We start from the raw sequence: 14203 nt of genomic DNA, 5'->3' as shown, positions 1-14203 counted from the left end.
CTCTTGCAGAGTGTATATCTGAAAACATTTAACCTGAATTTTAGGGTCTGTCAGGCTAATTTTGATAAGTCAGTCATTAGTTTAACGGCAATTCATCAAGTGCGTAGATGCAAAGCAGCTTGTCGCCAGACATCGCCTTTCACCAAGTAGACGCACTACAAGGAGAAAGGCGATCGTCCAAAATTACAAGAATATTTCATCAGATAGGCATCAGCCAGTGCCCGTCTACATATTTTTGTATGTGTTTAAAAACGCTAAAATTTTATGCCAAGTTATACTTAGACATTCAATAAATTTAGCGAACAATCAACAATTAAGCTAAGCTCTGACGCATTTTAATTGCACTTATCATAAGTGAGATCTGTCATTTGTCGTCTCTGACAAACTTCTGACGATCCCAAACCTCTTTACAAGACGCTCTGCGTAGCTTGCTTCTTTGTTGGCGTAGCGTTCCTTCTGTACGAAAGGAGTACCCAAGAGACTTTGCGGTTTGGCATTTGTGCTTACAAAGGACTAATGCTTCTCTACAAGAGGCTGCCCCAACGGCTTCTCTACGAGACGCTACGCGTAGCTTGCTTTCCCGCAGGGGTACGCTCAGTACAAGTGACCAATAACTAATGACTAATGACTGATTGTTAACAAGTTGTGAAGATAGGTCAAGAAAGGGGAATTATAAAACTAACCATCTTCTTTCAAAGAATTGAATACTTCAAGAAGAAGTTTGTCATACCCAGAAGGTTGGCACTGTTCAATCGAAGTTTGACATGATAAATCTTTGTAGAAAAATCCCTCAAATCAATAGCAATGGAACTCAATTCAACTTTCGCGGAAAATCAAATTCTATTGTCAAGTACTCAACTTCAAGAGCAACTAGAGAAACAAAAGGCTCTCGCGAGTGTGATTGTACGAATTCGGGAGTCTCTTGAGTTAAAGACGATTTTCCAAACTACAGTTACAGAAGTGCGTCAGTTGCTCAATGCTGACCGAGTAGCAGTCTTTCAATTTGATTCTGAAAAAGACTGGGAAGGAGAATTTATTTCTGAGGATGTTGCACCTAGTTGGACTTCGACAATGGCAGTAAAAGTCTACGACCACTGCTTTGGAGAACAATTTGCTGCTAGTTATCAACAGGGAAAAGTGCAAGCAATTGCTGACATTTATGAAGCGGGACTGAGTGATTGTCATATAAAAATTTTGAGTCAATTTCAGATCCGTGCCAACCTCGTTGTACCTTTATTAGGAGAGAAGAAACTGTGGGGATTAATTTGCATCCATCAGTGTAGTGAGGCTCGTAGTTGGAAAGAATCAGAAATTGAATTTATTCGCCAAATTGCTGACCATTTAACAGTTGCTATTCAACAAGTAAAGCATCTCCATGAAGTCCAATTACAAGCTGCAAAATTAGCTCAAGCAGCCCAGCGCGACCAAGTAATCGCTCAGCTTGTTGATACAATTCGTTCGCCTCTCGATCTTGACACCATCTTTAAAACAACAACTGAAGAAATACGCAAACTACTGCAAGCCGATCGAGTTGCGATCTTTTGCTTCCATGCAGATTGGAGTGGTAGCTTTGTGGCTGAATCATTTGGCGAAGAGTGGACTGCTTTAGTTGGTATTCAACCTGCGATCGCGGATACTTATTTACAACAAACTCAAGGGGGACGCTACCTTAAAAACGAGACATTTACAGTTAATGATATTTATCAAGCCGGATTAACAGATTGCCATGTCACTCTGTTAGAGCAATTTCAAGCAAAAGCCTTTGCAACTGCCCCGATTCTGCAAGGGGACAAACTCTGGGGAGTGATTGCTGCTTACCAAAATGCTTCACCTAGAGAATGGCAATCCTATGAAGTCGAATCACTGACCAAAATTGGCAGACAAATTGGTGTCATACTGCGACATCACGAGTTGTTAGCACAGGCTCAGTATCAAGCAGAACAACAAAAAACATTAACCAGCGTGATTACTCGTATTCGTAAATCGCTGGATTTGGACACAATCTTTCAAACTTCTGTCACCGAAGTCCGGCAAATGCTACAAACAGACAGAGTAGCAGTCTTTCGTTTTGACCCTCAAAAAGACTGGGAAGGAGAATTTATTTCCGAAGATGTTGTAACTGGATGGGACTCAGTAATCACAGCGAAAGTCTATGACCACTGTTTTGGGGAACAGTTTGCTATTGATTATCAACAAGGTCGCGTGCAAGCAGTAGCAGATATTTACGACGCAGGATTAAGTCAATGTCATGCGGCGATTCTCGGCAGATTTCAAGTGCGGGCTAATCTAGTGGTTCCCTTGTTGAAGCAAGGTCAATTATGGGGATTGTTGTGTGTTCATCAATGCAGCAATCCTCGAACTTGGCAACCTTCAGAAATTGAATTTGTCAGCCAAATTGCCGAAAATTTAGGAGTTGCTTTACAACATAACAAACTTTTGCATGAAGCTCGATATCAAGCAGAGCAACAAAAGATATTGACTAGTGTTATTGCTCGAATTCGTGAATCTTTAGATTTAGATACCATCTTTCAAACATCTGTTACCGAAATGCGCCAACTACTCAAAGCCGACCGAGTAGGGGTGTTCCGCTTTAATTCTCAAAATGACTGGGAAGGAGAATTTGTTTATGAAGATGTAGCTGCTGGTTGGACTTCTGCAATAGCAGAAAAAGTTTACGATCACTGCTTCGGTGAATATTTTGCACCGCTTTATGCTCAAGGTCGAGTAAATGCGATCGCTGATATTTATCAAGAAAATTTTCAAGGCTGTTATGTGCAAATCCTACAAACATTTCAAGTGCGTGCCAATATGGTCGCTCCACTTTTGAAAAAGGGCGAACTTTGGGGCTTGCTGTGTATTCATCAATGTAATGCTCCTCGTCAATGGCAAGCGTCAGAAATTGAATTTGCAACTCAAATCGCCGAGCAATTAGGAGTAGCATTAAAACAAGATTCGTATTTCAAACAAGTTCAAATGCAAGCTGTCCAGTTAGCAGAAGCTACCGAACGGGAAAAAGCAATGGAACGACAAGAATTGTTGGCTGCTACTATTGATAAAATACGTCAATCCCTTGATATTCAAACAATTTTTAGAACCACTACTCAAGCTGTGCGAGAGCTACTGGAAGTAGAGCGAGTTGCAATCTACCGCTTTAACTCAGATTGGAGCGGTAAATTTGTAGCAGATTCCTTTAAAGATGGTTGGAAACCTGTGGTCAAAACTCAACCATTGATTATACAAACCTTTGAAGATACAGATGATGATAATGAACTTCCGCGGAACGAAACTTTCGTTCCTATTCGCCAAGGTGAAAAATTATGGGGGTTGTTAGTTGCTTATCAAAATTCTCAACCGCGTTATTGGAAAGAAGAGGAAATTAATCTCTTGGCTCAAGTAGGAGTGCAATTAGGAATTGCGATTCAGCAAGCAGAATTGCTCGAACAAACTAAACGTCAAACTTCAGAACTTACTCAAGCCCTGCAAGAATTAAAACAAACTCAAAGCCGATTGATTCAAGGCGAGAAAATGGCAGGTTTAGGACAACTCTTGGCTGGAGTTGCTCATGAAATTAATAACCCGATTAGTTTTATTTTTGGCAATCTCATACATTTAAAAGAATATACTCAAGAACTGCTGGACGTAGTGAAACTTTATCGGCAAATTCCAGATTTGCAAAATCAAATTCAAAAGACTGATTTGGATTTTATTATTGAAGATTTACCCAAAACAGTTGACTCCATGCAGATAGGAGCAGAGCGAATTCATGAGATTGTGCTATCACTGCGAAACTTCTCTCGTACAGATGAGGCAGAATTGAGAGCAGTAGACGTTCATGAAGGATTAAATAGTACTTTGCTCATTTTAGGACATCGGCTGAAAAATAATAGCGATCGCCCAGCTATTGAGATTATTAAAGAATATAGCACCTTACCTTTACTCGAATGCTATCCTGCACAACTAAATCAGGTATTTATGAATCTCCTGAGTAACAGTGTTGATACATTAGAGGAAAAATTCAAAACTCTACAGCAAAAATATTTAGAATTGGGAGAAAAACCCCCAAAGATTCCCTTGACTGTTTGGATTAGTACCCAAATTATTAATAATCAAGTTTTAATTAGAATAGCTGATAATGGTCTCGGTATGCCAGAGGAAGTGCGATCGCACATTTTTGACCCCTTCTTCACGACAAAAGAACCAGGTAAAGGTACAGGATTGGGATTGTCTATCAGCTATCAAATTGTGGTTGAAAAACATCATGGTGAAATTAAATGTTTGTCTAAACCCGGAGAAGGAACAGAGTTTTTAATTAAAATTCCCACAGATAATTAATGTCCACTGGCTTTTGATAATTCTCATAAAAAGAAAAATTTTCAGTTTGTGTTCAGGATAAATGTTTTCTTACATACGTTTATACTGGACACTTTTTACTGTTCTCATTGAAATTTTTACCCTTTACTTTTTTGCCAGTCTTCCAGTGCACCAATTACAAAGCTAGCTGCGGGATGATTGAGAAATTGACCTACAACCCAAACTATCTCGCGTTGACACACCTGTAACTGGATTTATGCCATCGGCTTTTTCGCACAACAGCGAGACTTGATAGCGGTCAATTAAAGCATCGCTAAAATCAGCGCCAGTGACATCAGCATCATAAAAGCGGCTGCGGGTTAAAGTTGCTTCTGTAAATATGGCATTTTTTAGATTAGCACCATCCATAGTTGCGCGATCGACTAAAGCGCCAGTAAGGTTCGCGCCTTCCAGATTTGCTTTTAATAAAACTCCTTTAGTCAGAATTGCGTTGGTTAAATTAGCTTCTTGAAAGTTTGTCCCTCGCATTTCTGCTGACACAAAAGTTACACCTGCCAAATCAGCATGAGAAAAGTCACGATTTTCTAAATTTATATTGTTGTAGTTGATTGTGTTTAGTTGAGCAAAAGCAGGTTTGGGATTAAGTACTATCCACATAACTGCTAGTATCAAAATCACAATCAAACCAAAAAAGCGGAATAAAATCTTTTTCATAACTTTAATTATTAGTCATTAGTCATTAGTCGTTTGTCCTTTGTTATATCTTACAAAGTCTGAGCAGAGGTTTCCTCTGCTCAGACTTTACGCTTTTTCATTTGTGCTTTGTTATTTAGCAATGACCAATGACCAATGCCCTGTTTGGCCAATGATTATTTCCAATCTTTCCCAATACGAATTGTGAGGTCAGATTCTAAATCACCAATAGCCGCTACCTCGATTTGACCCAAACCTAAGATTTGTTGCAAATCAGCCCCAACTCGTCGGTTACCTTTTTGGACAACAATCTGAGTTTGACGCTGGGTATCTGGCCAATCAGGAACTTTGTAAATATTAGTAAAGCCTTTCTGTTTAAGATAAGCAATAACTTTTTCAGTTAACTGAGGTTGATTGGAAGCATTTTGAATAGCAATTTTGAGGTTAGGAACCCGACGCATATCTGGTTTGAGACCAGGTACATTTACCCCAACATAATCATTCAACAGGCTTTGTTGCCCTGTCATATTCAGCCAATAGCTATCAGGGTCTTTGCTAAAGCGGCTAAACGTACCAGGCAAAACGGTCATTTGGAAGTTATCTCGATCTAAATTCAGACCGAAGTTCACCAACGCCATCATTTCTTCCATTTTCAGGTTGGTGTCAAAGTATTTTCGCATCAGGCGAGTTAATTGAGGCAACCTGGGTAATAGGGTGGGACTATTGAGGCGTTGCAGTAAGGCTGCTATGAGTGCTTGCTGACGCTGCACTCTTGGCAAATCTCCCAAACCGGTTTCGCGGAACCGGGCAAACTGTTCTGCTTGTTCGCCGTTGAGGGTTTGCCAGCCACTGACTAAATTAATCGACAGCTGACTGCTGGAGTCTTTATATTCCATTGACTGGGGAACAAAGACTTCTACTCCGCCTAATTGATCGACTAACTGGCGTAAACCGCTGGTAGAAATGCGAATATAGCGATCGATTGGGGCATTGTTTAAAGTACGGCTAACTACCCGTGCAGCTAAGACTGGACCGCCTTGGGCATTGGCATCAGATACCTTAGTTAAACCCTTTTCTCCCTTTTCTGGGATCGCAATCATCGTATCTCTAGGGATCGAAAGCACCCGTACAGATTTTTCATTAGGGTTGAGCCGTACTAGCAGCATAGAGTCACTTTTACCAGCAAAGCTTTCTGGCGAACCATCAACAGTTCCACTGACTGGTTCAATCCCCATAATGAGGATATTCATCGGTCGTGAAAGCTTGTACTGAGAAATTTTGCTCCATAACTCACCCGGTAATGGGATTTTTTGCTCGTCCTTAGTACCGGTTCCTAAATCATCATCTGTTCGATCTAAATTGCTCCATAAAGGAGTCCATAACGCTAACGTTGACACCAGCAGCCCAGATAAAATGATGCCGATAACAATCGTCATGAACCATAACAGCCATCGAGGCATGGTCAAGCCCAATCTCTCATAAAGCTGATTGGGAATTGCACCCACCGATTCGACAACGCTACGGTTGGTATTTGCTGGCGCTTTGAGTTCGACCTCTTCCTGGGGGTCTGCTATTGATTGAAGTGTTGCTTGATTTTCCGGATCTTCAAGTTCCGGCGATCGCACTTCATCTTCAAATACTACTTGTTGAGATGTGACCTGATTTTCCGACCATTCGACTTGTTTTATCACGATTATCTCCCCACTGAACCACTCCCTAAAAGTATGTTAATGCAAGCTACAAATATTGCCAGTGGAAAACCTCACTGTAAACTTGTAATGTTCTTCAGTAGACGTGTATGACAACATGAATACTTTATTGTTCCCTGTAATCCTTGCTGGTGGTAAAGGTGAACGTTTTTGGCCTTTAAGCCGGCGAGACCGACCCAAACAATTTTTAAGTCTTGATGGTAGCTCTAGAAGCTTATTACAAGCAACCGCCGATCGGTTGTTAAAACTCGCTGGCGGGTGGGATTTCTTGTGGGTAATCACTTCTAGTCAGATAGCCCAAGGGGTACGAGAACAATTACCCGATCTACCATCTGGGAACTTACTAATTGAGTCAGAAGGAAGAGACACCGCCGCCGCCGTTGCTTGGACAAGTTTAGAAATCAAACAACGTTATGGAGAAGATGCTGTTATTGGCTTTTTCCCTGCTGACCACTGGATTGCCGACCAAGAGGCGTTTGCACGCACACTAAGTGCAGCTACGCAACTGGCGACGACCAAAGAAGCCATCGTCACACTGGGGATCAAGCCTACTTTTCCATCAACCGGTTACGGCTACATTGAACAAGGTGAAAAAATAGGTAGCTTTAATGAGTTGCCAGCTTATCACGTCAACCGCTTTACTGAAAAGCCCAACCGTGAAATAGCAGAAACTTTTTTATCTGCGGGACGTTTTAGCTGGAATAGTGGCATGTTCGTCTTTCGGGCAGGAGTTGTTCTCAAGGAACTACACACCCATGCTCCAGAAATTATCGAACCTTTAAAACAACAGGGGCCTAATGTCTATCCCCAGTTACCTAAGAAGAGTATAGACTATGCACTCATGGAAAAGACAAGTCTAGCATACGTTTTGCCAGTTGACTTTGGTTGGGACGATTTAGGAGATTGGAATGCGATTGAACGCTTACTGAAAACTGAAGAGACTCCAAATGTAGAAATTGGTACACATGTAGGACTGGATACGCAGGGGGCAATTATTTATGCTTCAAATCCAGAGGATGTAGTTGTTACTATTGGTTTAGATGATGTAGTGATTGTGCGCGATCGCAACGTCACCCTCGTTGTTAAAAAAGAACGTACACAGGAAATCAAGCAGATCTTGAAAATTCTCCAAAGCGATTCCCGATTTACCGACCTGCTGTAAAAGTTAAAACCCTTGGCAGAGGCTAAAAAGTCTATTTTCTCATTATAACTTGAATGTCGAAAAAGGGAGCAGGAGAAGAAGACGCGGGGAGGCGGGGAGGCGGGGACACGGTGAGGAAGTTGGAGTCTTGGCGGTTCCCGTCGATTCCAAACTTCCGAACCCGAAGGGGGACGCAAAGAGAAGTCTGAGCTAAGGCTTGAGAACTTCAGGGGCATCAAAAAATTTTTATTCTCCGCGTCCCCGCGTCTCCCACTCTCCGCGTCTCCCCATCTCCCCACCTCCCCACTCCCCACCTCCCCACACTCCCCACATCCCAAAATGTTCCTAACCCAAACCGTTCCCCGTCAACGAGAAATCATTGAAGTCTTCCTTCGCAATGGCTGGGACTATATGCGAAGGTTACTAACTGGTGGCAAAGCTGATGAACCCCAGCTTCCTACACCTGCGGTTCTAAAAAATATCTTGATAGATTTAGGCCCAGTCTATGTCAAACTCGGTCAGCTACTCTCCACCCGTCCAGATTTACTCAGTGCCGCTTACATAGAAGAACTGTCAACCCTCCAAGATGAGGTACCTCCAGTTCCCTGGTCAGAGGTGGAAATAATCATCCGTAAAGAGCTAAAACGCCCACTGGCAGAAACTTTCAGCATAATCAATCCTGTTCCAGTGGCAGCGGGATCGATTGCCCAGACGCATCGAGCTACATTAATAGATGGTCGAGAAGTCGCTCTCAAAGTGCAGCGTCCAGGAATTGATATTACTATTAGCCAAGATATTGCTTTAATTCAAGGTATTGCCGATTTAGTGGCGCGTACTGATTTTGGGCAAACCTATGAAATCAAATCCATTGCTGAAGAATTTACCAAAGCTCTAGAAGCCGAATTAGATTTTACACGAGAGGCAGGTTTTACAGACCAATTGCGGCGCAACTTATCTAATAGTCGTTGGTACGATCCGACACAAATAGTAGTTGCCGAAATCTACTGGGATTTGACCACAGAAAAATTACTGGTGATGGAATGGTTGGACGGAGTGCCGTTTCTGTCAGCGGATTTAGACAGCAACGCCAACGGTAAAGACTCTGCCGTCAAACGTCAAGAAATAACTACTTTGTTATTTCGGGTATTTTTTCAGCAACTATATATAGATGGATTTTTTCATGCCGATCCCCATCCAGGGAACTTGTTTTATCTCAAAGATGGTCGAGTTGCCCTGTTAGACTGTGGGATGGTGGGAAGACTCGATCCCCGGACACAGCAGATATTAACAGAAATGTTGTTAGCGATCGTTGATTTAGATGCTCAGCGGTGCGCTCAGTTAACTTTGCAGCTCTCTGATTCTGCTCAACCAGTAATTTTATCGCGGTTAGAAAATGATTACGATCGCATGTTGCGAAAATATCACAACGTCAGCCTCACGCAAATAAACTTCAGTCAGATAATTTATGAAGTTTTACAAGTTGCTCGCAACAATAAAATTAGATTACCTAGCAATATGGGATTGTATGCCAAAACCCTGGCGAATTTAGAGGGCGTAGCGCGGACATTTAACCCAGATCTGAATTTTTTTGATGAAGTCAAGCCATTAATCACAGACTTGTTTCGTCGGCAGTTATTAGGGGATAATCCAATGCGATCGCTCCTCAGAACAGCCTTGGATCTTAAAAGCCTGTCCCTCCAATCTCCCCGACAAATTGAACTTTTATTAGACCGAGTTACCTCCGAAACCCTACAGTGGAATTTATCACTGCGAGGCTTAGATGGGGTGCGGCGGACTATGGACGATGCTGCTAACCGATTGTCTTTTAGCATTTTGGTGGGTTCGCTAATTATGGGGGCAGCAATTATTACTACCAGAGCGCAGACAGCGCAGCTATCTTTTTTAAGCAGCGTTCTATTTGCAGCCGCTAGTTTATTGGGTTTGTGGCTAATTATTAGTACATTGCGATCGGGACGTTTACGGTAAAATTGATGCTTTTTGGCTAGGTAATTCCTAATATGGGAATCTATGACACCTAAATCTATGTTTGATTATTTGGAACTACAGACGAACACAGTTAACAATTCAAAGTTCCTTTAAGCGGGGGAACCCCGCCAACGGACTGCCTCAACTTTGTAAGACAGGGGTCTTAAATCTTTGACCTACAATAATTTATCTGTATTCATTTGTGTTTGAGCTTCATCTGTACAGGACTAACGCACTGAAGCTTGAAACCCTGATCCCCCCTAACCCCTCTTAAAAAGGCGGAAATGTCTAAAGCCCCTTTTTTAAGGGGGTTGGGGGATCTGAGTGCGTAAGTCCCAATCTGTATTTAGATTGCAAACAATAACTCGTTAAGAAGATGTTTGGAAAGTCGTTTTAAATACTTAACTTCGGGCTTTAGGGGAGTAGTGTCAAAGCAAATTTTACAGCGCTTTTCAAGTAACTGAACTATACCACTCCCTACTCCCCATTCCCATCTCAATCCGTAGTCTGAAATACCTCTAAACTACTGTAATTGCTTATCTGTAGTTCTAATATAAAAAATATGTCAACTATCATTGCCGAAAAACTAAGTAAATCTTATCCTGTGGCGGTAAAAAATCCGGGTATTAAAGGCACAATCACCCACTTTTTCCGCCGCACCTACCGCACAATTAAAGCAGTTGAGGAGGTTTCCTTTGAAATTGCTCCTGGTGAAGTAGTGGGGTTTTTGGGGCCAAATGGTGCTGGTAAAACCACCACACTCAAAATGCTCACGGGGCTGATTCATCCTTCGAGCGGTACAGTCAGAGTAGCCGGACAAATTCCCTTTCGTCGCCAAGAAGCATTTTTGCAAAAAATTACTTTGGTGATGGGGCAAAAGCAGCAGCTGATTTGGGACTTACCAGCACTGGATTCTTTGAAAATTAATGCTGCTGTGTACGATATCTCTGATAAAGAGTTCCAGCGACGAGTAGGAGAATTAACAGAAATGCTTGCCCTAGAGGGTAAACTTACCCAACCAGTGCGGAAGTTGTCTTTGGGTGAGCGGATGAAGGCGGAACTATTAGCAGCGCTTCTGCACCGTCCCCAGGTATTGTTTCTAGATGAACCAACGCTAGGACTGGATGTAAATGCTCAAGCGGCGGTGCGTGATTTTTTGCGCGAGTACAATCAACTTTATCAAGCTACAGTGCTGTTAACGAGTCATTACATGGCTGACATCACAGCTTTGTGTCAACGGGTGCTGTTGATTCACCAAGGAAGGTTAATGTATGACGGTAGCTTAGATGGACTGTTGGAACGTTTTGCTCCTTACCGCGAAGTCGATATCGAGTTAGCCCAACCTTTAACAATACAAAAACTCATGACCTATGGAGATGTGCAACTTTTAGAAGGGCGAACAGTACGTTTTCTTGTGCCACGAGAGGAACTCACCCGCACCGTATCTAAGATTTTGGCAGATTTAGAGGTAATTGATTTAACAGTTACCGAACCGCCTGTAGAAGAAGTAATTGGGCGAGTTTTTCAGGCGGGGGTTGTGGAGTAGAGACGCGATTAATCGCGTCTGTACAAGAATTCTGAATTCTGAGTAATTTTTGTTGTGGTAAGTAAATAAATGAAGCGGATAATCAGAAAAGCATTTACTTTTCTCTGGGTATACTATGCGTATATGGTTGAGTATCGAGCAGAACTCATTTTATGGGTTTTAGCTGGAACTTTGCCAATTATCCTCATGGGTGTCTGGATACAAGCAGCCCAAGGTGGGCAATTTGGATTATCGCCTGTAGATTTTGCCCGTTACTTCATTACGGTTTTCATTGTCAGGCAATTTACCGTAACTTGGGTAATTTGGGACTTTGAAAGAGAGGTAGTAGAAGGTAAACTTTCGCCGAGGTTGCTACAACCACTCGATCCAGTATGGCATCATATTGCAGGGCATATTTCTGAAAGATTTGCCCGCCTAAGCTTTGCTTTTTTATTAGTAGGATTATTTTTTATTCTTTATCCTCAAGCTTTTTGGCTACCAAGTTTAAGTCAATTTTTGCTGTTTATATTGGCGGTGGTGCTAGCTTTTACTTTGCGGTTTATAATTCAGTACACTTTTGCCATGTTTGCCTTTTGGACAGAACGGGCTAGTGCTTTAGAAAATTTTTGGTTGTTATTTTATCTATTTTTATCTGGTTTGATAGCACCTTTAAAAGTTTTTCCAGAACCTATGCAGAAAATAGTGATGTTTACACCTTTTCCCTATTTGATTGATTTTCCTGCGAGTATTTTGGTAGGGCTACCTGTAAATGTATGGCAAGGATTTTTCTCAATGGTGGGTTGGATATTAATATTTTTGGGTGCGAATCGCTTGCTTTGGCGTGCGGGTTTGAAGCGGTATTCTGGGATGGGAGCTTAAATGCAGCAGAATTCAGGATTCAGAGTCAAGAGTGTAGGGAATTGCGATCGCTACAGGAGTAGAAAACTACTATAGTATTTTATGGTTAAAGGAAAAATATTATAAATTACTTGGTATTGTCTTAAATTTATCCACCGTTCCCAAGGAATAATCTTCTAATTTAAAATCAGCAAAAGGCTTTTTTTCTAACCTATTCCGTAAAGCTTCATCTAAAATTACACCTGTTGATTCTTTTTTAACGCCAATAATTATAATACTTCTTTGATATGTAGTTAAATCTTGATGTGCTTGACAATTAGTGCGTTGAAATTGACCCAAGTTTAATAAGCGAAAGTCTTTGACGCTTGGTCGATCAATAAATATTTTTTTTACTAAAAGTTGTATTTGTAAGGAACGTTCTAAAGCTACACGTTGTTGAAATTTTATATTACCCTTACAAGAAGTTGTACCTACAGAGATAATTTCACTAGGATCTTCCATTATATTCTGTATACCTTCTTGTTCTAAGTTCAACTTTAAAAGGTTAAGGCTAATGATTTGATCGTTATATTTAATTTGAAAATTGCTGCCTACAACCCATTTATATTGTAGTGATAAAACAGCTATGTTAAATTTGGCGGTTCTCCCCTGACTATCTCTACCTTGTTGATATGGGAAATAATCAATATTACCTTTTCTTTGCGGAAATTGCCCGTAATTTGGTATTAAAGAATTTTTTGATGTCTGCGTCGCTATAACGATTATACTAAGTAATCCTAAAACTACTAGCAACGCGGCAAAAACTGTGAGTAGTGGTAACTTTTCCAGTTGGTTATTTGCATTAGATAAAGTTGAAGTAATTGCTAGTGGCTGTTCAGGTTCAAAATTATTGACAACTTCAATATCTGAGGCATTATTTCTTGCTAGTTGATTTTCGATATTTGAAGCATTATTTATTGCTAGTAGATTTTCGATATTTGGAGCATTATTTATTGCTAGTTGATTTGTTATTTCTTCTAAACGCTGCAAAATTTCCTGGGCATTGTTGGGACGTTTTTCTATATCCGGCGCTATCAGCCAATCAATTAAATTTAATAGTAAGGGTGAGATATTACTCGCATGATTTTGCCAGTGCAACAAATTTTGCTGGACATCATACATATCTAAGGGATGGTTTCCCGTCAACAAAAACACAAAGGTACGTCCCAAGGCAAAGAAATCTGATTGTGGTACAGCTTCACCATTCATTTGCTCTGGGGCGCTGTAGCCAGATGACATTAGTGCTGTCATTTTAGGGCTGTTGCTAAGTTCATCTGGGCCGGTTTTGGGGATTTCATTGGCGGTACCAAAATCAATGATTACTAATTGTCCATCGGGTTGAATCATGATATTGGATGGCTTAATATCTCGATGCAGATATTGTTTGCTATGTACTAAATCTAAAACTTTTGTCAGCTGTTTTAACCAGGCGATGGCCTGTTCTTGCGAAATCTGTTCATTCTGCTGCTGCAACCATTCTTCTAAGTTGCATCCGTCAATTTTTTCCATTGCAATGCAATGCAATACTAAACCATTTCGGGTTTGATATTGGAAGTAACTATCTTCCTTAGGAATGCCAGGATGGTTCAGTTTCAAAAGGACAGTTAACTCATGCTGAAATAGTTCTACTGCTTGGGGGTCGCTTGATAAATCTTCTTTGAGTATCTTGAGAATTTTGGGGGTATTTTGTTCGTATGCCTCATAAACTTTACTAAAGCCTGTGTTGTCACTCAACAGAGACTTCACCCGATAACGCCCTAGCAATTCCAGATGAGAACCACAACTTTGACAAAAACGGTTTTGATGATTATTTGGGTGATTTGGTTTGGGGCAGACGGGATTGATACAAAGGCTCATGAGTGGGGACTGGGGAGTGGGGAGGCAGGGGAGGCAGTGCGGTCTTGGGGTTTCCCCAAGTGGAGCAACTGCCGTGGAGCAGGG

The 14203-nt window shown here is 41.3% G+C and carries 8 protein-coding genes; 5 read left to right on the top strand and 3 right to left on the bottom strand.

Annotated features, from left to right (window positions below; all coding sequences use genetic code 11):
* Positions 1-804: 804 nt before the first annotated feature.
* Positions 805-4332 (top strand): GAF domain-containing protein, encoded by a 3528-nt coding sequence (locus ACM0OY_RS22300; protein ID WP_414571022.1) that lies wholly within the window; start codon positions 805-807, stop codon positions 4330-4332.
* Between the two features lie 162 nt (positions 4333-4494).
* Here ACM0OY_RS22300 and ACM0OY_RS22295 read toward each other — a convergent pair whose 3' ends face one another.
* Positions 4495-5025, bottom strand: coding sequence for a pentapeptide repeat-containing protein (locus ACM0OY_RS22295; protein WP_414571021.1), 531 nt, complete (start codon positions 5023-5025; stop codon positions 4495-4497).
* A gap of 155 nt (positions 5026-5180) precedes the next feature.
* Complete coding sequence (locus ACM0OY_RS22290; protein WP_414571020.1) at positions 5181-6695, bottom strand: LCP family protein; 1515 nt, start codon at positions 6693-6695, stop codon at positions 5181-5183.
* 115 nt (positions 6696-6810) lie between these two features.
* Here ACM0OY_RS22290 and ACM0OY_RS22285 point away from each other — a divergent pair, with 115 nt between their 5' ends.
* The 4 genes from ACM0OY_RS22285 to ACM0OY_RS22270 all read left to right on the top strand — a co-directional run bounded on the left by ACM0OY_RS22285 (position 6811) and on the right by ACM0OY_RS22270 (position 12244).
* Positions 6811-7875 carry a mannose-1-phosphate guanylyltransferase gene (locus ACM0OY_RS22285; RefSeq protein ID WP_414571019.1) on the top strand — a complete coding sequence of 355 codons (1065 nt, stop codon included), beginning with the start codon at positions 6811-6813 and terminating at the stop codon, positions 7873-7875.
* Positions 7876-8193: 318 nt separating this feature from the next.
* Positions 8194-9840, top strand: a complete 1647-nt coding sequence (locus tag ACM0OY_RS22280) for an ABC1 kinase family protein (RefSeq protein WP_414571018.1) — start codon at positions 8194-8196, stop codon at positions 9838-9840.
* Positions 9841-10402: 562 nt separating this feature from the next.
* Entirely contained in the window at positions 10403-11386 is a 984-nt protein-coding gene (locus ACM0OY_RS22275; RefSeq protein WP_414571017.1) for an ABC transporter ATP-binding protein, read from the top strand.
* A gap of 69 nt (positions 11387-11455) precedes the next feature.
* Positions 11456-12244, top strand: a complete 789-nt coding sequence (locus ACM0OY_RS22270) for an ABC transporter permease (protein WP_414571016.1) — start codon at positions 11456-11458, stop codon at positions 12242-12244.
* Between the two features lie 99 nt (positions 12245-12343).
* Here the strand turns inward: ACM0OY_RS22270 and ACM0OY_RS22265 are convergent, their stop codons facing one another.
* The gene (locus ACM0OY_RS22265) at positions 12344-14119 is read right to left on the bottom strand and encodes a protein kinase domain-containing protein (protein WP_414571015.1); all 1776 of its coding nucleotides are present in this window, start codon (positions 14117-14119) and stop codon (positions 12344-12346) included.
* Positions 14120-14203: the final 84 nt, after the last annotated feature.

It is taken from the genome of Nostoc sp. CCY 9925 (assembly GCF_963920935.1).
In the GTDB taxonomy this organism is placed as follows: Bacteria; Cyanobacteriota; Cyanobacteriia; order Cyanobacteriales; family Nostocaceae; genus Nostoc.
The sequence above is the reverse complement of the archived record's forward strand: the minus strand, read 5'-3'. Positions and strand labels throughout refer to the sequence as shown.